Here is a 22,642-nt window from a genome sequence, read left to right on the forward strand (position 1 = left end):
TTCCTTGATTAACAGCGTCAGGTCGATCCTCTCGCCACCGTCACTCAAAATTTTCAATAATCTCGAACTTCACCTGATCGGGATAGAACGCCACATAGTTGCGAATCTGATCCACAGAGACTTTGGGGTTTTCATAACTCCACACTGCATTGGCCCCTTCATGCCCCGGAATCTGCAAGCTGAAATAGCTGGCATCGCCCTTGTAGGGGCAATAGCTGGTGTGATCGGTGCGGGCATAATATTTTTCGTCGATGTCTTCCCGTGGTACGTAGTACACCGGCGGGTAATTGGCCTCCAGCAACACCAGCGCCCTTGAGGACGCGGCCACCTGGATGCCATGAAACTTCACCAACAGACAGCCGGGTTGCTCGGCAATGGTAATGACAGGACTGGGACCGGAGGTTTTCATCGATTTCTCCTGAGTCATGGGATGGGCTCATCATTGTGGTGAGGGAGCTTGCTCCCGCTAGGCTGCGAAGCGGCCCCAAAACCTGAGACCACGACTGTCAGGTATAACCCAGATTTCAGCTTTGCGACGGCTTCGCAGCCGAACGGGAGCAAGCTCCCTCGCCACAAAAGCAAAAGATCGCAGGCCCGCTGCGATCTTTTTATCTTTCTCCAGGTCAAGCCACGATATCCGTTACCGCCGCCTGCCCCACCGTCCCCACTGCAAAATCCACCGCGCCATGCCCGGTCAAATCCACCATTAAACTGGTCTGATTGGTCTGCGCAAAATACGTGAGAATCGCGTCACCGGCATGCCCGGTAAACCCACTGACGAAATTCAGCGTCGCCGCGCCCGAAGCAAACTGGGCGATGCCCGACAGGTCGATTTTGTCCTGGCCGCTGGTGAAATCCATGATCCAGTCCGGCGCGGTCATGGTCGAATCGCTGGCGGCGCCAAACACAAACGTGTCCGCTCCGGCCCCGCCCCACAACGAATCACCGCCAGCGGCTCCGTAAAAGATGTCGTTGCCGGCCCCGCCTTCCAGACTGTTCGCCACGGCGTTGCCGATCAGCAGGTCATTGCCCGCGCCGCCGATGGCATTTTCCAGGGTTACGCCGTGGGCAATCGAGACGTTACCGACCAGGCCACCCACATCGGAGAACGAACCTGCGTTGAGGTTGATCTTCTGGTTCTGGCCGAAACCGGAGAAGTCCAGGGTGTCGTTACCGCCGCCGTCCCACACCGAAAACACCACTTTCGAGGCTGTCGAGGTGGCGCTGTAGAAGTCGCGTTCGGCGTTGGAGTTGAAGCCGTAAACCGTGTCGCTGGCGCGGGTGTCGAGGTTGGCGCCGTAGAGTTTCTGCACCGCAACGATGTCGTCGAGCAACGGGGCCGAAGCGTAGGCGCCGCTGCCGTCCTTGCTGAAGTTCTGGTGGGTGTTGCTTTCGCTCCAGTAGCTCATGAGGCTGTAGCCACGGGTGTCCTGGGCGTAGGTCACGTCGTTGTAGGTCGGGTTGCCATTGCCGGCGTTGTACACGCCCGGGTGCGAGAGGCCAAGGGTGTGGCCGATCTCGTGGGTCAGGGTCTGGCGCCCGTAGTTGTTGGTGTCCGGGGTTTTGTTGACCTGGTATTGGTCGTTGATCATGTACCAGGACTGGCCGTCGTACTGGCTGCCCTGGGGCAGATAGGCGAACGCCGCGCCGCCGGTGTTGTTGCTGTAGTTGCCGAACGTCATGTGACCGTCGCGACCGGCGCCTTCGCTGAACGTGACGTTGGCCACGTCCGACCAGGATTGCATCGCCAACACCGCCTGGGCTTTTTGCTGGGCGCTGAATTCGCTGAACGTGCCGAGGGCCGGGTTGTAGTTGGCCGGTTTCGCGGTCAGGAAGGTGTAGCTCAGGTCGATCTTGCCGTCCGCGTTCTGGTCGTGCCAGGACGCGCCTTTGCGCAGGATCTGGTCCGCCGCCTGGTCAGCGGTGAACGATGGTTTGCCGTTAATCAGCGCGCTGCCACCACGGTCGTACAAGTGGCTGAAAAGATCGACTTGGGAGTAGGCGTCACTGGCCCGGGCTTTTGCTTGAGACATGGGTTACGTCCTTGTTCAAAGTAGTCGGTTTCCGACAGACCACGGCGATCCCTTGGCGAGATCGTCCTGTCACTCGCCCCATTAAAGGCCCGTGGAAACTGACACAGCTTGAAACGTGGTGCTAATCAATTTCTCGATAGCGCTGTGGTTCAACCATCCGTGGAGCGCGTGACCGCCTCCCACGCCTCAATCTCCTGCGCCATGTTCGCCAACCGTTCGCGCACCAGTTGCAGTGCATCGCTGCCCAGCAATAAATGCGCGGGCGGTGCGTCGCTGGCGATCAAGGTCAGCATGGCTTGGGCGGCTTTGACCGGGTCGCCCAGTTGCTTGCCGCTCTTGGCCTGGCGTGCGCTGCGGATCGGGTCGAAGCTCGCGTCATAGTCGGCAATGCTGCGCTCGGAGCGGCGCATCGAGCGCCCGGCCCAGTCGGTGCGAAACGACCCCGGCGCGACCGCTGTCACTGCGATGCCGAAGGGTTTGAGTTCCTGGCTCAAAGTGTCGGAAATGCCTTCCAGGGCAAACTTGCTGCCGCAGTAATAGGCGATACCGGGCATCGTGATAAAGCCGCCCATGGAGGTGATGTTGATGATGTGCCCGGCTCGGCGCTGGCGGAAGAACGGCACAAACGCCTTGGTCACCGCCACCGCACCGAACACGTTGACGTCGAACTGCTGGCGCATCTCTTCCAGCGCCGATTCCTCGAAAATCCCTTCGTGACCGTAGCCGGCATTGTTGACCAGCACATCCACAGGCCCGAGGCTGTTTTCGACTTCGTTGACGACGGCATCGATGGCGCTGAAATCGGTGACATCGAGGCAGCGGCCGAAGGCGTTTTTCGAGGGGTGGTTTTCGAATTCGATGCGCGCCGTTTCGCTGCGCACGGTGCCGATCACTCGGTGGCCTGCGGCGAGGGCTTCGTTGGCCAGCGCCTGGCCGAAGCCGCTGCTGACGCCGGTGATGAAGAGGGTTTTGATGGCCGTCATGGTCGTACTCCGCTGTGATGTGTTGGCCATGATAGGGATGCAGTAGCGACGACTGAACGCCGATAACTGTGGGTCTTTTGCCTAATCCTATGAGCCGATTGCTTTGCGGCGCACGGCGGTGCACATTCAGGCCCGGGGATATCTGACGGGACACGCTTGTGAGCGCTTCAAGAGTTGATCAAAACGATGACCAGCAGCGGATGATCGCGCTGTTGGCCAGGCTCGCCCCGGATGAGGGTTACAACCTCACGGCCCTGGCCGATGTGCGCCTGTTGCGCTCCAACCGGGCGCTGGAACGTACGCCGGTGCTCTACGACCCGGGCATCGTCATTGTCTGCCAGGGCCGCAAGCGCGGGTATTGGGGCAACGCGACTTACCTCTACGACGCACAACACTATTTGGCCGTTGCGGTGCCGGTGCCGTTCACCATGGAAACCGATGCCAGCGCCGAGGAGCCGCTGCTGGCGATCTACTTTCATCTGGACTTCAACCTCGCCGCCGACCTGATGCTGCAACTCGACGACCCGCCCGCCGCCGAGCCCAAAGGCATGTACGCCTCGCCGATGGAGCCGCGCCTGAGCCAATCGGTGCTGCGCCTGCTCGAAGCCCTCGACTCACCGCAGGATGGCCGCTTGCTCGGGCCGTCACTGGTGCGGGAAATTTATTACCGCATCCTCACCGGCGCCCAGGGCGGATCCATGCGCGCCGCCCTCGCCGCCCGTGGGCAATTCGGTCGCATCTCCCGGGCCCTGCGCAAAATCCACGGCAGCCTCGGCGAACGTCTCGACGTCGAACACCTCGCCGCCGAAGCCAACATGAGCGTGCCGACCTTCCACAGCCACTTCAAAGCCATCACCCACACCTCGCCGATGCAGTACCTGAAATCCACACGCCTGCACCAGGCGCGGCTGTTGATGGCGCGCAACGGCTACAGCGTGGCGCGGGCGGCGGATGAAGTCGGGTATGAGAGTGGCTCGCAGTTCAGTCGCGAGTTCAAAAGACTGTTTGGCCGCACGCCTACCGAGGAAGTGGCGCGGATGAAAGGTGCGTTTGCCCTGCCGCCGCCGGTAGAAAATTCGGTATTTGTGTCCTCACATTGATCCCATTGTGGGAGCGGGCTTGCTCGCGAAGGGGCCGGCACATTCAACATCGATATCACCAGACATACCGCTTTCGCGAGCAAGCCCGCTCCCACAGTTGTTCAGTGATGAACGGAAATTTGCGCACCACCGCAATTCCCATGTGGGAGCGGGCTTGCTCGCGAAGGGGCCGGCACATTCAACATCGATATCGCCAGACATACCGCTTTCGCGAGCAGGCTCGCTTCCACAGTTGTTCAGTGATGAACGGAAATTTGCGCACCACCGCAATCTCCCTGTGGGAGCGGGCTTGCTCGCGAAGAGGCCGGCACATTCAACATCGATATCACCAGACATACCGCTTTCGCGAGCAGGCTCGCTTCCACAGTTGTTCAGTGATGAACGGAAATTTGCGCATCACCGCAATTCCCATGTGGGAGCGGGCTTGCTCGCGAAGGGGCCGGCACATTCAACATCGATATCGCCAGACATACCGCTTTCGCGAGCAAGCCCGCTCCCACAGTTGCTCAGTGATGAACGGAAATTTGCGCATCACCGAAATTCCCATGTGGGAGCGGGCTTGCTCGCGAAGAGGCCAGCACATTCAACATCGATATCACCAGACATACCGCCTTCGCGAGCAAGCCCGCTCCCACAGTTGTTCAGTGGTGAACGGAAATTTGCGCACCACCGCAATTCCCATGTGGGAGCGGGCTTGCTCGCGAAGGGGCCGGCACATTCAACATCGATATCGCCAGACATACCGCTTTCGCGAGCAAGCCCGCTCCCACAGTTGTTCAGTGATGAACGGAAATTTGCGCATCACCGCAATTCCCATGTGAGAGCGGGCTTGCTCGCGAAGGGGCCGGCACATTCAACATCGATATCGCCAGACATACCGCCTTCGCGAGCAAGCCCGCTCCCACAGTTGTTCAGTGATGAACGGAAATTTGCGCACCACCGCAATTCCCATGTGGGAGCGGGCTTGCTCGCGAAGGGGCCGGCACATTCAACATCGATATCACCAGACATACCGCTTTCGCGAGCAAGCCCGCTCCCACAGTTGTTCGGGGGTGGATCGGGGGTTTGCACATGACCGCTATTCCCTTGCTCGCGAAAGCGGAGTGTCAGCGCGTAAACGGCGTATGGCTCACTAAAAACTCAATAAACACCCGCAACTTCGGCGGCACCTGTCGCCCCGACGGCCAGAGCAAATTGAACTGCCCTTTCTCCCAGGTGAAGTCCTCCAGCACTTCCACCAGCCGACCCTCCGCCAGAGCCTCGCGAATCACAAAGTCAGCCGCATAGCTGATGCCCAGGCCCTGCACCGCCAGGTCCATGCGCCCTTCCACGGAATTGCAGATCATCGACCGTGGCAGTTCCAGTTCAACCGACTGCTCACCGCGATTGAACAACCACGCCTGCAACTTGCCGGACTTGGGAAAGCGGAAATGAATGCAGGTGTGCTGATGCAAGTCTTCAGGCTGTTGCGGCACGCCTCGGCGGGCCAGATACGCCGGCGATGCGACGGTGAGCATGCGGTAAGTGCCCAAGGGCCGCGCCGATAACCCGGAGTCACGGGGCGCACCACTGCGGATCACGGCATCGAAGCCTTCGGTGATGACATCGGTCAGGCGGTCGGTGAATTCGAGGTCCAGCTGGATATTCGGGTAGCGCGATTGAAACTCGCCAAAAATACACACGAACGGTTTGGCGATCATCGGCAAGCTGATGCGCAATGGTCCCTGGGGCAGCGATACATTCTGCGACAGTTCCTCGCCCGCCACTTCCAACTCCGCCAGCACCCGTCGGCAACGCTCGACAAACTGTGTGCCCTCGGCCGTCAGGGTGATGCTGCGGGTGCTGCGATGGAACAGCCGCACGCCGAATTTCGCCTCCAGCCGCGCAATGCTTTTGCTCACCGCCGAGGCCGAGATGCCCAAGGCTCGGGCGGCGCCGACAAAGCTGCGGGCTTCAGCGGCGGCGACGAATACGCCGATGGCATTCAGACTTTCCATAAAGTCTCCATTGATGACTCTGGAGTCCATTCTAAACAGAACTAAGGCCTATTTTTCCGCTAATTGTCCGGGACTAAGGTGGCCACTCGCTCATCTTCAAGGGTTCTGCACAATGAAAATCTTCCTGACCGGTGCCAACGGCTTTGTTGGCGGCAGCGTCGCTCATCGGCTGATGGCTGACGGGCATTCGATTCGCGGCCTGGTTCGCGACCCGGTGAAAGCCGAACAACTCAAGGCTCGGGGGATCACCCCGGTGCTCGGCAGCCTCGATGATCACGAACTGCTGATGGCTGAAGCGCGCCAGGCCGATGCGGTGATTGATGCGGCGAACAGCGACCACGCCGGTGCTGTCGAGTCGTTTATCGAAGCGCTGCAAGGCACCGGCAAACTGCTGATCCACACCAGCGGCTCCAGCATCATCGGCGATGACGCCAAGGGCGATTATTTGTCCGGGCACATCTTCGACGAGGACACGCCGTTCATCATCGACCCGCTGAAACAGCCCCGCTACAACATCGACCTGCGCCTGATGAAAGCCGCCAGCGAAGGCATTCGCACGGTGGTGATCTGCCCGAGCAACATCTATGGCGTCGGCCATGGCCTGACCGATCACAGCTTTCAGCTGCCATTCCTGATGGCCCGGGCCAAGGAAACAGGCGTGCTGCGGATCATCGGCAAAGGGGTCAGCCGCTGGTCCAACGTGCACATCGACGATTTGACCGAGCTGTACGTGCTGGCCCTGGAAAAAGCCCCGGCCGGCGCGTTCTACTTTGTCGAAAACGGTGAAGCCTCCTTCGCCGACATCGGCCCGGCCCTCGCCGAGCGCATGGAACTGGGCCCGGTGCAGTCCTGGTCGGTGACAGAAGCTGCGCAACACTGGGACCCGATGCACGTGCATTTCACCTTCGGCACCAACAGCCGGGTAATCGCCAAACGGGCGCGGGCAGAACTGGGCTGGGCGCCGCGTCATACGTCGATCCTGGACTGGATCAAAAACGAGATGCCGCTATGAACTGCACTTCCTGACGCCGCTGGCCGAATGGAAAGCCGTGGCCGGTTCTGAAGCCTTGGCCTGATGCCTCGTCATCATCGGCAACCTTTTATCTGTATATCCATACAGATAAAGGTTGCCCCAATCAGAATCCCTGCGCATTCTGTTCACCTTCTTCAAACCGAATTGAACGATGGTGGTTATGCAGCTGTACCTCTGTGAAAAACCTTCCCAGGCCAAAGACATAGCGGCAGTGCTCGGCGCCAAGCGCCGGGGCGACGGTTGCTGGCTGGGAACGAACGTCACGGTGACCTGGTGCATCGGCCATCTGCTGGAAACCGCGCCGCCGGATGCCTACGACGCGCGCTACAAACGCTGGGTGCTGGCGGACCTGCCGATCATCCCCGACAAATGGAAGATGACCGTCAAACCGCGTACCGCCAGCCAGTACAAGGCAGTCAAACGTCTGCTGGGCGAGGCGACGGAACTGGTGATCGCCACGGACGCCGACCGTGAGGGCGAGATGATCGCCCGGGAACTGGTGGAGCATTGCCGATATCGCGGGCCGATCCGTCGGTTGTGGCTGTCGGCACTGGACGATGCCTCAATTCGCAAGGCCTTGGCCGCGTTGAAACCAGGGGCCGAGACCTTCAGCCTCTATCATTCGGCGCTGGGCCGCTCCCGGGCCGACTGGCTGATCGGCATGAACATGAGTCGACTGTTCACCTTGCTCGGTCGGCAGTCCGGCTACCAAGGGGTGTTGCCGGTGGGTCGTGTGCAAACGCCAACCTTGCGGCTGGTGGTGGATCGGGATCGCAGCATTGCCGATTTTGTCCCGGTCGCTTACTGGGCCATCGACGTACAACTGCTGCACGAAGGCACCGCATTTACCGCCCAGTGGCGGGCGAATCCCGATGCCTGTGACGATCAGGATCGCTGCCTGAACCAGGCCCTGGCCCAGCAAGCGGCGGTCGCGATGAGCAACGCGACGAGTGCCCGGGTGGTCAAGCTGCGCACCGAACGCATGCGGGAAATTGCGCCACTGCCGTTCGATCTGGGCACCCTGCAGGAAGTCTGTTCGAAAAAGCTCGGCCTCGGCGCTCAGGAAACCCTCGACATCGCCCAGGCGCTCTACGAAACCCACAAAGTCATCACCTACCCGCGCAGCGATTGCGGTTTCCTGCCCGTCAGTCAGCACAGCGAAGCCCCCGGCATTCTCGCTGCGCTGCGCCAGGCCGATCCGAGCCTGAATGCCCTGAATGAGCATCTGCAGCCCCAGCGCCGCTCCCGAGCGTGGAACGACGCCAAGGTCAGCGCCCACCACGGCATCATCCCCACCGCCGCCGCGAAGAACCTTGAGCGGCTGACGGGCAAGCACCGTGCGGTCTACACCCTGATCCGCGCGCGGTATCTGGCGCAGTTTCTGCCCAACCATGAATACGACCGCACCCAGGCCGACTTCGACTGTGCCGGTGAAGCCCTGCGCGCCGTGGGCAAGCAGATTGTCGAGCCTGGCTGGAAGCGTGCGCTGCCCGAAGCCCTCGCCCCGGCCAAGGGCCGTGAGGCACCCGCCCCGCAAACCTTGCCGACACTGGCCGAAGGACGGGATTGCGCGGTGGACGAGGTCAGGCTCAAGGACCTCTGGACCCAACCGCCCAAGCCGTTCACCGAGGGCGACCTGATCAAGGCAATGAAGAACGTCGCCAAACTGGTGGAAGACCCGCTGCTCAAGCAGAAACTCAAGGACACCACCGGGATCGGCACCGAAGCGACCCGCGCCTCGATCATCCAGGGCCTGCTAGACCGGGGTTACCTGGTGAAAAACGGCAAGGCCCTGGCCGCGACCCCGGCGGCGTTCAGTCTGATCGACGCGGTGCCGAGGGCCATCGCCGATCCCGGCACCACGGCGATCTGGGAACAGGCCCTGGATATGGTGCAAAGCGGCGAAATGAGCCTGGAAGAATTCGTCACCAAGCAGGCCGCGTGGATGAGCAAGCAGGTCGCTCGGTGCGCCGGCCTGAGCATGACCATCAGCGGGCCCGCGAGCCCGGCCGGTCGCGGCGCCACGCCGTGGAAGAAAAAACGCAAGACCACGGCGCGCAAGCCATCAACCGGCAGCAAGCGCGCCGCCAAACCGGCGAGCAAAGCCTGAGGGCACTTCGGCAATCCCCGGATGGTCTAGTGTTCTTCAAGCCCGGCGATCACCCCACTTTCTGAAAAGGCACCGACCATGATCATCGTCCACCACCTGAACAACTCCCGCTCCCAGCGCATTCTCTGGCTGCTGGAAGAACTGGCCATCCCTTATGAACTGAAACTCTATCAGCGCGATCCGAAGACCAACCTCGCGCCGCCGGAATTGAAAGCCATCGATGCCCTGGGCAAATCCCCGGTGATTGAGGATGGCGCGCAGAAGCTGATCGAGTCCGCCGCGATCATCGACTACCTGATTCGCCGCCACGGCCAGGGTCGTCTGCAACCTGATCCGTCCACCCCGGCCTACGATCAATACGTGCAATGGCTGCACTTCGCCGAAGGCTCGGCCATGTTGCCGTTGATGCTGAATTTGTACGTCGGCAAGTTGGGTGAGGCCGGCGCGCCGCTGCATCCGCGGATCAATTCGGAAGTGGCCAACTACCTGAGCTACCTCGACACCGCCCTCAGCCAGTCCGATTACCTGTTGGGTGATGAATTCAGCGCCGCCGATATCCAGATGAGCTTCATCGGCGAAATCGCCAGAGCCCAGGGCAAGCTGCGCGACTACCCGCACATTGCCGCGTGGGTTGAACGCTTCCAGGCACGTCCGGCCTATGTTGCGGCGTTGAAAACCGGTGGCAAGTACGACTTCGCGCCCCACTGAGTCGTAAAATTCTCATGTCAGCCCTAACGCAATCTGTAGCAGCCTGCGTTCGGCCTGTAGCAGCTGCCGAGGCACGAGGCTGCGTTCGGCTGCGCAGCAGTCGTGAAATCAGCCTACGCGGTACATCAGGAAAACCGCGTGCTCAGGATTACGCCTGCTTCGCAGCCGAACGCAGCCTCGTGCCTCGGCAGCTGCTACAAGCGGAACGCAGCCTCGCAGGCTCGGCAGCTGCTACAAGAGCGTGCATTGCCCAAGCGCCCGCGCCATGACTCGAATAGAACTTCAACCTGCCCAGCGCGATGAGCTGGAGACGATTGAAAACCTTATGCAGTTTTACGTGTACGACTTCAGCGAATGGTTGCCGCTGAAGCTTGGCGAGCACGGGTTATTCAATATCCAGCCCAAGCCGGGTTACTGGCGCAATCCGGCGACGCGGCCATTCTTGATCAAGGTTGACGGCGAACTCGCCGGGTTCGTGACCGTCGATGATGACATCCACGTCGCCGGTGCCGAGTTCAACATTGGCTATTTTTTTGTCAGCCGACGCTTTCGTGGCCAAGGCGTTGCGAAGTTTGTCGTCTCTGCCCTCTTGAGACGATTGCCCGGTCAGTGGCAAATTTTCCACATCGATGCGAACCAGCCTGCACGGCGGTTCTGGGCCTGCGTGATGCCTGACCTCTTGCAGGAAAAGTTCACCACGCATCAACTGACGGTGGACGGCTATCAGTGCACCCTCTACCGCTTTGAAAGCTCGCCCCAGCAGCCTCCAGGCCTGCCCTCCTAATACCAAAAGCACTTTGTCCGACAATATGTAGTGACCAAAAATAATCACTACATAACCGTTGACGCCGTCGATTTGCCCTTGCATGATGCAGACGTCTCCCCGATCGGGAGTACAGGCAACATGTTTGAGCAAGCTCGTCTGACCGCCGAGCTGTTTTCCCCGGATACACGCTGCCCACAAGGCAGATTGAAGAAGCTGACCTGGCCCGAACGTCCAGTACAAGGACGAGAAGCGCTGGCGAAACGATCTCATGAAGCTTGTGGCCGACCCTGAAAACGTCGGCAGTGGCCTTAAGGTTTTCGCCGCTTCTCTTCGTTGTGACGCTATTGCGTAGCAGTTATTCAACACGACTACATGCAACAGACGCGAGACCCCGTCAATTTGGCGGCTGACCGCTGACGTCCTGGTTTCGGTGCCAGGGATCAACTAACCGATGGGCTACCTGTATTAGCGAATCAACTTTGAAAGATCACCAAATGGTCAAGGGGCTTAATTATGAATCTGAACAATCAACCCACTATCGATGAACTGGCTCGTATGTTCGCTGCGCAAAAAGACAGCCACGACAGCCATATCCTGTGGATCAGCAAGTCGGGCCAGGTGCATATGGACTGCCTGTCGCCCCATGCCCACGAAGAAGAGTTCGACCAGAACAACCAGAACCTGCTGGCCCGCCTGAAGATGTACCGTCGCGGCCAGGGCTACGTCGGCAAGAAAGCCGCAGCCGACAAGGACTTCATCGGTAATGTTCTGCAAACTCTGAAACAAGCGTGGGCATCGATGCAGAACCAGAACGAAGTTCGGGTGATTGATCGGTTCTACTAACCAAGATTGAAAAAGGGCCTGCTCCCCATCAAGGAGCAGGCCCTTTTTTGTGCCTGACACTTTAATTCCTGACACGAAAGATCAAATGTGGGAGCGGGCTTGCTCGCGAATGCAGTCTGTCAGTCACCACTTCCATTAACTGATACACCGCCTTCGCGAGCAAGCCCGCTCCCACAGGGGATTTGTGTTGATTAGGACAAATCGCCGCCCAGCCCCCTCTCCACAGACGCCAACGCCGCCGCATGGTGGGAGCTATTCCGGCGCTGCAACAAGAAACTCCATCTATAGGCTGTGCTTATGCCAGGCATTGCATATCGGTCTTGGACGCTATTGGTCAATCGGCAGAAGATTGCTTCACACACAGCGACAACCCAATCCGATATAGGAGTCACACCATGCAACAGTCCCACGCTTACAACGATCAGAGTCTGGCCCTGACCACTTCGATTCTCGATGCCAAGGCCCGCAAAAACCTGTCCTGGCAGGACCTCACCGACGGCACCGGCCTGGGCCTGGCTTACGTCACCGCCGCCCTGCTCGGCCAGCACCCACTGCCGGAAGCCGCCGCCAAAGTGGTCGGCGAGAAGCTGGACCTGAACGCTGAGAGCATCGCCCGTCTGCAAATCATCCCGCTGCGCGGCAGCCTGGCCGGTGTGCCGACCGACCCGACCATCTACCGCTTCCACGAAATGATCCAGATCTACGGCACAACGTTGAAAGCCCTGGTTCATGAGCAATTCGGTGACGGCATCATCAGCGCGATCAACTTCAAGCTCGACATGAAGAAAGTCGAAGACCCGGAAGGCGGCTCCCGCGCCGTGATCACCCTGGACGGCAAGTTCCTGCCATTGCGTCCTTTCTAAGCCCCCTCTTTGGGAGCGGGCTTGCCCGCCCCCACACCACACCAGACTTATGAGGTAGCCCCCATGAAAGCGCTCATCGACGGTTTTTTGAAGTTCCAGAACGAAGCCTTCCCGCAACGCACTGACCTGTTTAAACACCTGGCCACCACCCAGCACCCCGGCACGTTGTTTATCACCTGTTCCGACAGCCGCGTGGTGCCGGAGCTGCTGACCCAGCAAGAGCCCGGTGAACTGTTCGTGATCCGCAACGCCGGTAACATCGTGCCGTCCTACAGCCCGCATCCGGGTGGTGTGTCGGCCACGGTGGAATATGCGGTCGCGGTGTTGGGTGTCACGGACATTGTGATCTGCGGCCATTCCGATTGCGGCGCCATGACCGCCGTCGCCAAGTGCAAATGCATGGATCACCTGCCCGCCGTCAGTGGCTGGTTGCAACACGCCGAGTCGGCCAAGGTGATCAACGAATCCCGGCCTCACGCCAATGAAGCGGCCAAGGTAAGTTCGATGGTGCGCGAAAACGTGATCGCGCAACTGGCCAATATCCAGACTCACCCGAGCGTGCGCCTGGCCCAGGAAAAAGGTCAGTTGAACCTGCATGGCTGGGTGTATGACATCGAGACCGGTTCGATCGATGCCCTGGATGCGGACAGCCGCAGCTTCGTGTCCCTGGTCGAGCACCCGACGACCTGCGCGGTGTACGCCAAGGCTGCGCAAGTCGCCTGAGTAAGACCGTTCAGAACTAAAACCAAGGCCCCACCACCTGCTTCACTTTCATCAGCGCGAGCCGCAGCGAGTTCATGTCCACCGAGCCCAGCGCCAGGCGAATCGCATGGGGGACATGGACCGATATCGCGAACGGTTCGGCGGTGGATACCGCCACCTGCTCCTGCAGCAAGGCCATGGCGATCTGGTCCGCCCTGGCCTCCTCCGACAAGGGCAGCCAGACAAAGTAGGAACAGGGATGACGCACGTAGTGCAGACCGGCCAACACCTCGTCGACCAGCGTCTGCCGGGCCTGGGCATCTGCGCGTTTTTGCGCTTCCAGCAAAGTGACGGTGCCATCGTCGAGCCAGGCAGTGGCGATGGCCGTCATGATGCCGGGGGTGTTCCAGGTGGTGGCGCGGATCGCGCGCTCCAGCGCCGGGACTTTCGACATTGGCGCGGCGACGAAACCGACGCGCAACCCGGTGGCGATGTTCTTGGACAACCCGGACACATACACCGTGCGTTCCGGGGCCAGTTCAGCCAAGGGAGGTGGCGGCGCTTCAGCGAGGAATGCGTAAGCCGCGTCCTCGATAATCAGCAGGTCATGCTGGCGCGCGATCGACACCAGTTGTTCGCGCTGATCCAGCGTCATCACCCAGCCCAACGGGTTGTGCAAAGTCGGCATGCTGTAGACCGCGCGCACCGAACGGCTTTGGCAGAGCTTTTCCAACCCATCCAGATCCACCCCGCTCTCCGTCACCGCAATCGCCACCAGTTCAAGGTGCAGCGCCTCGGCCAGCACCTTGAAACCGGGATAGGTCAAGGCGTCGGCGGCAATCACATCCCCCGGTTGCAGCAGTGCCATCATCGTTACCGCCAAACCGTGCTGGGCACCGCTGACGATCAGCACTTGCTCCGCTGTCACCGCCAATCCACGGGTCAGCAGATGGCGCGCCACCGAGGCGCGTTCATGGGGGCGACCGGCGTGGGGCTGGTAACGCAAGTGGGATTCCAGATCACCGGACAGGGCCAATTGGCGCAGGGCTGTTCGTAACAAATCGGCTTGGCCCGGCAACGACGGATAATTGAAATTCAGGTCGAGCATCCCGGCGACCACGCTCGGCTGATGCACACCCAGACTGGGTGGCAACGCCGTTTCACGGACAAAGGTGCCGCGCCCGGTTTCGCCGCTGACCAGGCCCATGGCCTCCAGCTCGGCATACACCCGACTGGCGGTGACCAGCGCCAGACCTTCCGTGGTCGCCAACTGCCGGTGCGTGGGCAGGCGCGTGCCGGGCGGCAATTGGCCCGAGCGGATATCAGCAGCAAAGGTGTCCACCAGCGACTTGTAGCGAGAGCGCGCCATAGCAAATGTATCCATGACAATTTTTTGATTGTCTTGATCTTCGGTCATAGCATGGGCTTTACGCAACCTGACCCAGTGAGACTCGCCATGGAACGCACCTCAAACCTGAATAACCCACCGCTGGAAAACAGCACCCGCGGCTGGATCAACGGCCTCATCGGCGTGGTGATTTTCAGCGGCTCACTGCCTGCCACACGCCTGGCAGTCCTGGAATTCGACCCGGTGTTCCTGACCGTGGCCCGGGCCACCATCGCCGGTGTACTCGCGCTGTGTCTGCTGTGGTTGTTCAAGGAAAAGCGCCCGGCCCGGCATCAGTTTCTGCCGTTGATCGTGGTGGCGCTGGGAGTGGTCGTCGGCTTTCCGCTGCTGACCGCGCTGGCCCTGCAATACGTGACCTCCGCGCACTCCATCGTGTTTATCGGTCTGCTGCCGTTGGCGACTGCGGTGTTCGGCGTGCTGCGCGGCGGCGAGCGGCCAAAACCGGCGTTCTGGCTGTTCTCGATCCTGGGCAGTTTGCTGGTGGTGGGATTCGCCGTGTCCCAAGGCCTGACCGCCTCGCCCACCGGCGATCTGCTGATGCTGCTGGCGGTGGTGGTCTGCGGCCTGGGTTATGCCGAAGGGGCGAAACTGTCCCGCACCCTCGGCGGCTGGCAGGTGATTTGCTGGGCGTTGCTGGTATCGCTGCCGGTGATGGCGGCGCTGACCTGGTATCGCTTGCCCGCGTCGTTTTCGACCATCAGCACCCCGGCCTGGCTGAGCCTGGCCTATGTGTCGCTGTTCAGCATGCTGATCGGTTTTGTGTTCTGGTATCGCGGGCTGGCCCAAGGCGGGATTGCCGCCGTGGGCCAGCTTCAGTTGCTGCAACCGTTTTTTGGCCTGGCGCTGGCGGCCACCCTGCTGCACGAGCAGGTCAGCGTGGGGATGCTCGCGGTCACCGTTGCGGTGATCCTGTGTGTGGCCGGAGCGCGAAGGTTTTCCCGCTAAACGCCGGGATTATTGCTCGTCAGGGCCTCCTGGCCTGAACACATGAGTGCGCAACGCACTGCCATCGACCTCGATGACGCCATGTACCCCACGGGCCAGGCTCACCGCCTGATCGCACTGGCGATGGGTATCGAGCATGCCGCTCAACGCCACCATGCCCGCGTGGGTCTTGACGTGAATGTGCAGGCCCAGACCCGGTTCGGCCCTGGCCAGGGTCGATTTCACCCGGGTGGTGATCCACGCATCGCGGGCGACCGTGGCCAGGTCATGGGAGTAATGCTCAAAGGAATGAAGTTTCATGGTGCGAACCTCCGTCACGCAATCACAAACACCCCTTAATTATAGTGCGCCCCCCAGGGCTCAGCGTTTGACCGACAGATCGACCTGAGTCATGCGGCTGCGGATGGTGAACACACCATCGCCGGAGAGAATCGCGCTGCGAGCGAACAGTCGCCCACTCTCCCAGTTCGAAAGCCCCAGTTCCGGCTTGTTCAGCGCGTACTGGCCATCGACCCAACGGGTGATGCCATTGCCCACGAACGGCGCATTCACCGCGTTGTAGAAACGCTCGTGGGCCTCGGCGGTTTCACTGATCAGCGACACGGTGAATTGCGGGCTGTAGCGGTTGAACAGCGCGATGGCCTGATCCAGGTCATCGACGATTTTCAGGCTCACTTCCGGGGTTTCTTCCCACTCCCACTCGCGGCCCAATTGATCTTCCGCCAGGGGTTCGGCCAAGGCTTCGGTGACGTAGCCTTCGGCGCGATAGACCTCGACGCTGGCGGTTTGCCAATCATTCGGCAAGCAAGATTCGCTGCCCTCGACGATGTGCAATTTGCAGCCTTGGCCGCGAGCCGTACCGGCCTGTTGCAGCGCATCAAGAAACAGCGGCACCAGTTCGGCGGCGCGGTCGCGCTGGATCAGGCAGACATTCAAGGTGTTGCAGACCTTGCGGTCCAGGGAGTTGCGCACCACGGCGGCGAACCGTGTGGCGTCCGCCTCTTTATCGGCGATCAACCACGCACCGCCGGTGCCATGCAGGCTGACAGCGGTGCCTGCCTGCTGGGCGATGCTGCCCAATTGACTGACGGCGCGACCCGATCCACGGGCCACGGCCAACGACAAACGTCGATCAGCGAACATCGCCCACCCGGCGGCGTGGTTGACGCTTTCCACCAGCGACACCGCGCCGCTCGGCAACCCGGCATCGGCCAGTGCCGGATTCAACGCGTGCTCGACGATGGCTTGCGCGGTGCCCAAGGCATCGCTGCCGATGCGCAACACGGCAGTGTTGCCGGTGCGCAGTACGCCGGCGGCGTCGGCAAACACATTCGGCCGGCCCTCGAAGACGAAGGCGACGATGCCCAGCGGCGACACCACTTGTTCGACTTTCCAGCCGTCATGCTCGACGCAACTGATGACTTTGCCACGGGTGGCGGACGCATCGCGCCACGCTCGCAGGCCGGCGATCATGTCGCGGCGCATGCGTTCGTCGGCCAGCAGTCGCGTTGTGGAACGGCCACGGGCCTTGGCGCGCTCGATGTCGGCCAGGTTCGCGGCTTCGATCAAGGCCCAGGTTTCGGGGGTTCCCAGGCGTTGGGCAAACAGGTCGAAAAACTCGCTGATCGCTTCATCCGACACCGCCGACATCGCCGTGAACGCCGCTTGCGCACGCTCGATCGCCACTGCCGCTGCTTGCTGGTCCGCCACCGGGATCAACAACAATTCGCCGCTGACCTGCTCCACCAGCAAATGGTCACCGGGCTGGAAGCGCGCCGCCAGTTCGGGGCTGACCACGGAGACACGGTTACCAGCGAAAGGGATCGGCGTGCCAGCGACGAGACGTTCGAGCATCAGGGACATGAAGCAGTTTCACCATGCAGGGGGGCGGCCGGAAAATGTATAGCAAAACCCTGCAAGCGTCATCCTTCAGGCCGGTGATTGCAGCCGCGAATGCAGCAATCCCTTGACCGTGCGCATGACTGCCGCGTTGGCTTCTTCCATTTGCCCGACGTGCTTGAGCGTGACCTCCAGTTCGCCTCGGGCATGGGCCTCAAGCGCTGCCTGGCCACTGCTGTGTACCAAACGATGGGGCACTTCCATGCGGCGGAAATCGGCGTCCCGTTGCTGGCTCTGGTTCTGCTCGCCGTAGTACCACTGGCCGAACAGGCATTCGGTTTCATCCGGCAGCTTGAGCGGCGCGTGCGGCTTGGGGTTGAGCAAGCGGTCGTAGACCGTGACTTTGAGCGTCAGCTCTTGCAGGTTGGCCAGTTCGACGTTGGACAGCAGGTGCGACTGGTCGATGTCCCGTTGCATCTGCTGCGCTTCGTCGTACATGCCGGCCATGGTCTCGGCAGTTTTATCGATCACTGCGCCGAAGGCACTGGAGACCTGGCTCTGTTGCGAAATCGCCAGTTTGGCCTCGCTGATTTGCTGCTGGATGGCCGAGGTTTCCTTGACGATTTCCCGGGTCGCCTCGGCGGTTTTCTCCGCCAGCAAGCGCACTTCGCTGGCGACCACGGCAAAACCGCGACCGGTTTCCCCGGCGCGGGCGGCTTCGATGGCGGCGTTCAGGGCCAGCAGGTTGGTCTTGCGCGCAATGTCGCTGATCAGGTCGACGATCCGGTCAATCTCGCTGGCGCGGCCGACCAAGTGAGTGATCACCCCTTCCAGCGCTTCGAGCCCCGCTTCCATGACCCGGGATTGCTCTTGCAGATGGCCGACGCGCTCGCGGTTATCCACGGCGGCGCGGGCCACGGTTTCGGCCCGTTGGTGATTGAGTTTGAGACGATGGTTGAGCATCGAGAACGATTCGCTGACCGGCGACAGCGAGTTACCGCAGGTCAGCAGGTGTCGGGCCAGGCCCCGGAAGAAATCGCGATCACGCAGGTCAGCCAGATGGGCCGTTTCATCCACGGCAACCACCACTGGTTCAACGACCATCGCCTGCGGACCGGCGCTCTGTGCGACGGGTTTCTTGCGCCATCCGAAATTCATCTCTATCCCCTGCCCACCCGACGCAAAGCGTCAAAGCGCGGACGATACGAATGAACGGGGCCGGGTAAAAGCTCCAATCCGGCGAAAGACCGCTAGACCGCTGTCAGAACACCGACCAGCCAATGCGCTGGCTCAACAGCTCCAGGGCCGCCATGCCCGCCAGGGAGTTGCCCGCCGCGTTCAGCTCCGGCGACCACACGCACACCGTGAACTGTCCCGGCACCACCGCGACAATCCCGCCGCCGACGCCGCTCTTGCCCGGCAGGCCGACGCGGTAGGCGAAGTTGCCTGCTTCGTCGTAGAGGCCGCTGGTGGCCATGATCGAGTTGACTTGCTGGGTCTGGCGGGCGGTGAGGATCTGCTCGCCGCTGTGTTTGCAGAAACCGTCGTTGGCCAGGAAGCAGAACGCCCGGGCCAGGTCCACGCAACTCATGCGCAGGGCGCAGTGGCTGAAATAGCTGCGCAACACGGCTTCGACGTCGTTGTGGAAATTGCCGAAGGATTGCATCAGGTACGCCATGGCGGCGTTGCGCGCACGGTGCTGGTATTCGGAGTCGGCGACCTTGCCGTCCACCATCACTTGCGGGTTGCCGGACAGGCGCCGCACAAAATCGCGCATCGACAGGGCCGGTGCGGCGAAGCGTGACTGGTTGATGTCACAGATCACCAGCGCCCCGGCGTTGATAAACGGATTGCGCGGGCGGCCGCGTTCGAATTCCAGCTGCACCAGGGAGTTGAACGGCTGGCCGGACGGCTCGTGACCGAGGCGTTCCCAGATTGCCTCGCCGGAATGATCGATGGCCTGCACCAGGCTGAACACCTTGGAAATACTCTGCACTGAAAACAGCGTCTCGGCGTCACCGGCGCAGTACAGCTCGCCATCATTGCCATACACGGCAATGCCCAATTGGTTGGCCGGCACCGTGCCGAGGGCGGGAATGTAGTCAGCCACCTTGCCCTGGCCGATCAGGGGACGAACTGCGTCAAGGATCTCGTTCAACAGCGCTTGCATGCCGGGTTCCGAAGTCTCGCCCCATGGGTTTGCGGGGACACAGACGCTAGACGCCACCCGCGCTGGGCGGATCACAGTTTTGTAGAGGAATGTATCTGGCGCCGGTCCTGATACATGAAGAGGTTTTCGGGACATATCGCCAACACACCGCGCTGGAACACTTTGGGTGTCTGCTGACCTTGGTCGGCCCTTGTTCCGGAGTGTTGCCATGAATACCTCAATCCCGCGCTACCACGGCTGGTCGCTGTTTGGCCTGTTGTCCTTGCTGGTGCTGCTGATGACCGGCCTGATCCTGGTGCTCAACCCCGATCTGGTGGAAGCCACCCGCAGCGCCATCCGCGCCACGGCCCGGACTTCGTTTGCACTGTTTCTCGCGGCGTTTCTGGCGTCTGCATTTGCCGTGCTGGTGCCCTCGCCGTTCACTAAATCCCTGGTGCGCGAGCGACGGTTTATCGGCCTGGCGTTTGCCTTTTCCCATCTGGTGCATGCGGTATTGATCTACAGCTATGGGCAGTTGAATACGGAGTTCTGGCCGGGACGCACCACCGTCGGCAACATTCCCGGCTCGGTGGGTTATCTGTTCATTGTGTTGATGGCGCTGACCTCGTTCAAAACCACCGCGAAGATGATCGGCCCCAAGGCCTGGAAGGCCCTGCATGTGACGGGGATGTGGGTGATTGCGGCGGTGTTTACCTACTCAAACTTCAAGCGGATACCGATGAGTGCCTGGTATGTGCTGCCGTTCGGGATCATGTGCGCGGCGATTGCGCTGCGGTGGGTGGGCAAACTCGCGGTGAGGAATAAGCGTAGCCAGCGGGTTGCCTATACCTGAAATCCACCACTGTCCCCTCTGTGGGAGCGGGCTTGCTCGCGAAGGCGCAGTGTCAGTCGACATCAATTTGGCTGACACACCGCTTTCGCGAGCAAGCCCGCTCCCACAGGGGAATTTTTGGTGTTTGGGGATTCTGCGTTTGGCTATGTATCTGAGTGTGTACAACCCCTTCCCAGACACACCAAGGCGTCAAAAGCCCGCCCCCGCGACACACCCCGGATACACCCCATTGATGAAATGTGCTGGTCGATTGGCGAGGCCAATCCAAGCCCTCAACGGAGATCAAGCCCATGAACATTGCACTGTCTTCGGCCGTCAAAGGCCTGCACCTGAACCTCGACCGCGCCGGCAGCTGGATTGCGCCACTGACCCTGCGCATTTTCCTGGCCTGGGAGTTTTTCGAGTCGGGACTGGAGAAATGGAACGGCGAGAACTGGTTTGCCGATATCCAAGACGCCTTCCCGTTTCCGTTCAACCATGTTTCCGCCCATTTGAACTGGGAGTTGTCGATGTGGGCCGAGCTGATTTGCGCCCTCGCCCTGCTGGTGGGCCTGGGCACGCGGGTGTCGGCGATCAGCCTGATGGTGGTCACCGTGGTCGCCACCGCCGCTGTCCACTGGCCGGCCGATTGGTCTACATTGAGTGAACTTGCCCAAGGCTACGCCATCACTAATAAGGGTCACGGTAACTTCAAGCTGCCGCTGATCTACCTGGCCGCACTGATGCCGCTGTTATTGTCCGGTGCCGGCAAGCTCAGCCTTGATGCATTGCTGGCTCGATTCTTCTGGCGTCGTGCTAACCGCTGAAACGTCAGTGTCTCGATAACTCCCCATAATCGATAAAAATGGAGCCCGTTCATGAGCCTCACACTGTACGGTTTTGACGGCAGCACTTACGTACGAACAGCCAAGATGCTGCTGGTCGAGAAAGGCGCGGATTTCGATCAGGTGCAGGTCAATGTCATCAAAGGCGAACCGCACCTGCCGGAACACCTGGTGCGCCACCCTTTCGGCAAGGTGCCGGTGATCGACCACGACGGTTTCCGGATCATCGAAACCGCGGCGATCATGGCCTATCTGGATGAAGTGCTGCCCGGCCCGTCGCTGACCCCGGACAACGCCCATGACCGCGCCCGTAATCACATGGCCATGAGCATTTACGACGCCTATGGTTACGGCGCCTTGGTCTCGGTGTTCGGGTTTCACTTGTTTCCTGATTTCATCGGCGGGCAGAATGAGGACTCGCGGCGCAAAGGCATCGAAAATGCCAAGCGTGTCATCCGCGAATTGATGAAGATCAAAGGTAATGATCCGTTCATCGCCGGGCTCAACCCAAGTTTCAGCGATTTCTACCTGGCCCCGGCCTGTGCCTATATCGCGATTACACCGGATGCAGCGCAAGTGTTCGCCGTGGACGGTTTCGCCGAATGGTGGAAACGTCTGCAGGCCTTGCCAAGTTTCCAGGCGACTATCCCGCAATAAATCCAACTTTCACTGACGAAGACAGGAGCCACCATGAGCGTGACCACCCAATGGATCGAGATCGACAGCCCCGAAGGTAAATTCGGTGCTTACCTGGCGATTCCCCATACCCAAAAAGGTCCGGGGATTGTGTTGATCCAGGAGATCTTCGGCGTCAACGAACACATCCGCTCGGTCGCCGAGCAATACGCCGCCGACGGCTACCTGGTGATCGCACCGGACCTGTTCTGGCGCAGCGGCCCGCGCATCGAACTGACCTATGACGAAGCCGGCTGGAAACGCGCGGTTGAACTGATGAATGCCACCGACGTGAACGCGGCCCAGGCTGACATCAAATTGGCCATCGACGCCCTGCAAGCCCAACCGGGCCTGGATGGCGGCATCGCTTCCATCGGTTACTGCTTTGGCGGCCTGCTGTCGTACCACACCGCCGCCAACGGTTTCGTCGACGTGGCCATCGCCTATTACGGCGGCGGCATCCAGAACCAATTGGACCGTGCCGATGAAATCCAGGTGCCGATTCTGATGCACTTCGGCGAAGCGGACAGCCACATTCCATTGGAAGCCGTGGAGAAAATCGCCGAGCGTTTCGACACTAACGACAATGTGGAGATCGTGGTTTATCCGGAAGCCGAGCATGGTTTCAACTGCTCACACCGCGAGAGCTACAACCAGCGTGCAGCGGTCGAGGCCCATGGCAATACCCTGATCTTCCTGGGCATGGAACTCTAAACCCCAGCGCAACCCCCCCTGTGGGAGCGGGCTTGCTCGCGAAGGCGTCAGTCCAGTCGACAAATATGTTGCCTGACACACCGCTTTCGCGAGCAAG

General features: G+C 60.7%; 22 protein-coding genes and 1 pseudogene. 13 read left to right on the plus strand and 10 right to left on the minus strand.

Going from position 1 to position 22,642, the window contains the following annotated elements; translation table 11 throughout:
- Positions 1–40: 40 nt before the first annotated feature.
- From BK665_RS27315 to BK665_RS27325, 3 genes are all read right to left on the minus strand, one after another.
- The gene (locus BK665_RS27315) at positions 41–409 is read right to left on the minus strand and encodes a DUF427 domain-containing protein (protein WP_123409636.1); all 369 of its coding nucleotides are present in this window, start codon (positions 407–409) and stop codon (positions 41–43) included.
- Positions 410–623: 214 nt separating this feature from the next.
- On the minus strand, positions 624–2,033 hold the full coding sequence (locus tag BK665_RS27320; RefSeq protein ID WP_123409637.1) for a serralysin family metalloprotease: 1,410 nt from the start codon (positions 2,031–2,033) through the stop codon (positions 624–626).
- 149 nt (positions 2,034–2,182) lie between these two features.
- The gene (locus tag BK665_RS27325) at positions 2,183–3,016 is read right to left on the minus strand and encodes an oxidoreductase (protein ID WP_123409638.1); all 834 of its coding nucleotides are present in this window, start codon (positions 3,014–3,016) and stop codon (positions 2,183–2,185) included.
- Between the two features lie 200 nt (positions 3,017–3,216).
- Here BK665_RS27325 and BK665_RS27330 point away from each other — a divergent pair, with 200 nt between their 5' ends.
- Positions 3,217–4,116 (plus strand): AraC family transcriptional regulator, encoded by a 900-nt coding sequence (locus BK665_RS27330; protein ID WP_123409639.1) that lies wholly within the window; start codon positions 3,217–3,219, stop codon positions 4,114–4,116.
- Between the two features lie 1,106 nt (positions 4,117–5,222).
- Here the strand turns inward: BK665_RS27330 and BK665_RS27345 are convergent.
- On the minus strand, positions 5,223–6,113 hold the full coding sequence (locus BK665_RS27345) for a LysR family transcriptional regulator (protein ID WP_123409640.1): 891 nt from the start codon (positions 6,111–6,113) through the stop codon (positions 5,223–5,225).
- A gap of 112 nt (positions 6,114–6,225) precedes the next feature.
- Here BK665_RS27345 and BK665_RS27350 point away from each other — a divergent pair, with 112 nt between their 5' ends.
- The 7 genes from BK665_RS27350 (at position 6,226) to BK665_RS27380 (ending at position 13,159) form a co-directional block, all read left to right on the plus strand.
- Entirely contained in the window at positions 6,226–7,125 is a 900-nt protein-coding gene (locus BK665_RS27350) for an NAD-dependent epimerase/dehydratase family protein (RefSeq protein WP_123409641.1), read from the plus strand.
- Between the two features lie 181 nt (positions 7,126–7,306).
- On the plus strand, positions 7,307–9,256 hold the full coding sequence (locus BK665_RS27355; protein ID WP_123409642.1) for a DNA topoisomerase III: 1,950 nt from the start codon (positions 7,307–7,309) through the stop codon (positions 9,254–9,256).
- Between the two features lie 78 nt (positions 9,257–9,334).
- Positions 9,335–9,964: a glutathione S-transferase family protein gene (locus BK665_RS27360; RefSeq protein WP_123409643.1), complete on the plus strand. Its 630-nt coding sequence runs from the start codon at positions 9,335–9,337 to the stop codon at positions 9,962–9,964.
- 265 nt (positions 9,965–10,229) lie between these two features.
- Positions 10,230–10,748 carry a GNAT family N-acetyltransferase gene (locus tag BK665_RS27365; RefSeq protein ID WP_123409644.1) on the plus strand — a complete coding sequence of 173 codons (519 nt, stop codon included), beginning with the start codon at positions 10,230–10,232 and terminating at the stop codon, positions 10,746–10,748.
- Between the two features lie 495 nt (positions 10,749–11,243).
- On the plus strand, positions 11,244–11,573 hold the full coding sequence (locus tag BK665_RS27370; RefSeq protein ID WP_123409645.1) for a hypothetical protein: 330 nt from the start codon (positions 11,244–11,246) through the stop codon (positions 11,571–11,573).
- A gap of 395 nt (positions 11,574–11,968) precedes the next feature.
- Complete coding sequence (cynS, locus tag BK665_RS27375) at positions 11,969–12,436, plus strand: cyanase (RefSeq protein WP_123409646.1); 468 nt, start codon at positions 11,969–11,971, stop codon at positions 12,434–12,436.
- Between the two features lie 63 nt (positions 12,437–12,499).
- A complete protein-coding gene (locus BK665_RS27380) occupies positions 12,500–13,159 on the plus strand; it encodes a carbonic anhydrase (RefSeq protein ID WP_123409647.1) in 660 nt (219 codons plus the stop codon).
- Between the two features lie 16 nt (positions 13,160–13,175).
- On the opposite strand, the gene BK665_RS27385 is transcribed toward BK665_RS27380, so the two are convergent.
- The gene (locus tag BK665_RS27385) at positions 13,176–14,507 is read right to left on the minus strand and encodes an aminotransferase-like domain-containing protein (protein WP_123409834.1); all 1,332 of its coding nucleotides are present in this window, start codon (positions 14,505–14,507) and stop codon (positions 13,176–13,178) included.
- A gap of 87 nt (positions 14,508–14,594) precedes the next feature.
- Here BK665_RS27385 and BK665_RS27390 point away from each other — a divergent pair, with 87 nt between their 5' ends.
- Positions 14,595–15,491 (plus strand): DMT family transporter, encoded by an 897-nt coding sequence (locus tag BK665_RS27390; protein ID WP_123409648.1) that lies wholly within the window; start codon positions 14,595–14,597, stop codon positions 15,489–15,491.
- 9 nt (positions 15,492–15,500) lie between these two features.
- Here BK665_RS27390 and BK665_RS27395 read toward each other — a convergent pair whose 3' ends face one another.
- The 5 genes and pseudogenes from BK665_RS27395 to glsB form a co-directional block, all read right to left on the minus strand.
- Positions 15,501–15,791, minus strand: a complete 291-nt coding sequence (locus BK665_RS27395) for a BON domain-containing protein (RefSeq protein ID WP_123409649.1) — start codon at positions 15,789–15,791, stop codon at positions 15,501–15,503.
- Between the two features lie 60 nt (positions 15,792–15,851).
- Positions 15,852–17,354, minus strand: coding sequence for an aldehyde dehydrogenase family protein (locus tag BK665_RS27400; RefSeq protein WP_123409650.1), 1,503 nt, complete (start codon positions 17,352–17,354; stop codon positions 15,852–15,854).
- 66 nt (positions 17,355–17,420) lie between these two features.
- The gene (locus BK665_RS35420) at positions 17,421–17,837 is read right to left on the minus strand and encodes a CZB domain-containing protein (RefSeq protein WP_375538952.1); all 417 of its coding nucleotides are present in this window, start codon (positions 17,835–17,837) and stop codon (positions 17,421–17,423) included.
- Between the two features lie 9 nt (positions 17,838–17,846).
- Positions 17,847–18,488 (minus strand): annotated as a pseudogene (locus BK665_RS35425) (methyl-accepting chemotaxis protein); the annotation flags it as partial.
- Between the two features lie 103 nt (positions 18,489–18,591).
- Positions 18,592–19,500, minus strand: coding sequence for a glutaminase B (glsB, locus tag BK665_RS27410; protein WP_123409652.1), 909 nt, complete (start codon positions 19,498–19,500; stop codon positions 18,592–18,594).
- 208 nt (positions 19,501–19,708) lie between these two features.
- Between glsB and BK665_RS27415 the strand changes: the two genes are divergently transcribed.
- The 4 genes from BK665_RS27415 to BK665_RS27430 all read left to right on the plus strand — a co-directional run bounded on the left by BK665_RS27415 (position 19,709) and on the right by BK665_RS27430 (position 22,545).
- Positions 19,709–20,332 (plus strand): ferric reductase-like transmembrane domain-containing protein, encoded by a 624-nt coding sequence (locus BK665_RS27415; RefSeq protein WP_123409653.1) that lies wholly within the window; start codon positions 19,709–19,711, stop codon positions 20,330–20,332.
- Positions 20,333–20,622: 290 nt separating this feature from the next.
- A complete protein-coding gene (locus tag BK665_RS27420) occupies positions 20,623–21,138 on the plus strand; it encodes an HvfX family Cu-binding RiPP maturation protein (protein ID WP_123409654.1) in 516 nt (171 codons plus the stop codon).
- 51 nt (positions 21,139–21,189) lie between these two features.
- Positions 21,190–21,813, plus strand: a complete 624-nt coding sequence (locus BK665_RS27425; RefSeq protein WP_123409655.1) for a glutathione S-transferase family protein — start codon at positions 21,190–21,192, stop codon at positions 21,811–21,813.
- Between the two features lie 33 nt (positions 21,814–21,846).
- Positions 21,847–22,545, plus strand: a complete 699-nt coding sequence (locus BK665_RS27430) for a dienelactone hydrolase family protein (protein ID WP_123409656.1) — start codon at positions 21,847–21,849, stop codon at positions 22,543–22,545.
- Positions 22,546–22,642 lie beyond the last annotated feature (97 nt).

The organism is Pseudomonas frederiksbergensis, from assembly GCF_003732665.1.
Taxonomy (GTDB): Bacteria; Pseudomonadota; Gammaproteobacteria; order Pseudomonadales; family Pseudomonadaceae; genus Aquipseudomonas; species Aquipseudomonas frederiksbergensis_G.

Excerpts from the sequence above, each read along its gene's own strand:
- BK665_RS27315 (WP_123409636.1), bottom strand. The coding sequence starts at position 409 with ATGAAAACCTCCGGTCCCAGTCCTGTCATTACCATTGCCGAGCAACCC.
- BK665_RS27320 (WP_123409637.1), bottom strand. The coding sequence starts at position 2,033 with ATGTCTCAAGCAAAAGCCCGGGCCAGTGACGCCTACTCCCAAGTCGAT.
- BK665_RS27325 (WP_123409638.1), bottom strand. The coding sequence starts at position 3,016 with ATGACGGCCATCAAAACCCTCTTCATCACCGGCGTCAGCAGCGGCTTC.
- BK665_RS27330 (WP_123409639.1), top strand. The coding sequence starts at position 3,217 with ATGATCGCGCTGTTGGCCAGGCTCGCCCCGGATGAGGGTTACAACCTC.
- BK665_RS27345 (WP_123409640.1), bottom strand. The coding sequence starts at position 6,113 with ATGGAAAGTCTGAATGCCATCGGCGTATTCGTCGCCGCCGCTGAAGCC.
- BK665_RS27350 (WP_123409641.1), top strand. The coding sequence starts at position 6,226 with ATGAAAATCTTCCTGACCGGTGCCAACGGCTTTGTTGGCGGCAGCGTC.
- BK665_RS27355 (WP_123409642.1), top strand. The coding sequence starts at position 7,307 with ATGCAGCTGTACCTCTGTGAAAAACCTTCCCAGGCCAAAGACATAGCG.
- BK665_RS27360 (WP_123409643.1), top strand. The coding sequence starts at position 9,335 with ATGATCATCGTCCACCACCTGAACAACTCCCGCTCCCAGCGCATTCTC.
- BK665_RS27365 (WP_123409644.1), top strand. The coding sequence starts at position 10,230 with ATGACTCGAATAGAACTTCAACCTGCCCAGCGCGATGAGCTGGAGACG.
- BK665_RS27370 (WP_123409645.1), top strand. The coding sequence starts at position 11,244 with ATGAATCTGAACAATCAACCCACTATCGATGAACTGGCTCGTATGTTC.
- cynS (WP_123409646.1), top strand. The coding sequence starts at position 11,969 with ATGCAACAGTCCCACGCTTACAACGATCAGAGTCTGGCCCTGACCACT.
- BK665_RS27380 (WP_123409647.1), top strand. The coding sequence starts at position 12,500 with ATGAAAGCGCTCATCGACGGTTTTTTGAAGTTCCAGAACGAAGCCTTC.
- BK665_RS27385 (WP_123409834.1), bottom strand. The coding sequence starts at position 14,507 with ATGGCGCGCTCTCGCTACAAGTCGCTGGTGGACACCTTTGCTGCTGAT.
- BK665_RS27390 (WP_123409648.1), top strand. The coding sequence starts at position 14,595 with ATGGAACGCACCTCAAACCTGAATAACCCACCGCTGGAAAACAGCACC.
- BK665_RS27395 (WP_123409649.1), bottom strand. The coding sequence starts at position 15,791 with ATGAAACTTCATTCCTTTGAGCATTACTCCCATGACCTGGCCACGGTC.
- BK665_RS27400 (WP_123409650.1), bottom strand. The coding sequence starts at position 17,354 with ATGTCCCTGATGCTCGAACGTCTCGTCGCTGGCACGCCGATCCCTTTC.
- BK665_RS35420 (WP_375538952.1), bottom strand. The coding sequence starts at position 17,837 with ATGGCCGGCATGTACGACGAAGCGCAGCAGATGCAACGGGACATCGAC.
- glsB (WP_123409652.1), bottom strand. The coding sequence starts at position 19,500 with ATGCAAGCGCTGTTGAACGAGATCCTTGACGCAGTTCGTCCCCTGATC.
- BK665_RS27415 (WP_123409653.1), top strand. The coding sequence starts at position 19,709 with ATGAATACCTCAATCCCGCGCTACCACGGCTGGTCGCTGTTTGGCCTG.
- BK665_RS27420 (WP_123409654.1), top strand. The coding sequence starts at position 20,623 with ATGAACATTGCACTGTCTTCGGCCGTCAAAGGCCTGCACCTGAACCTC.
- BK665_RS27425 (WP_123409655.1), top strand. The coding sequence starts at position 21,190 with ATGAGCCTCACACTGTACGGTTTTGACGGCAGCACTTACGTACGAACA.
- BK665_RS27430 (WP_123409656.1), top strand. The coding sequence starts at position 21,847 with ATGAGCGTGACCACCCAATGGATCGAGATCGACAGCCCCGAAGGTAAA.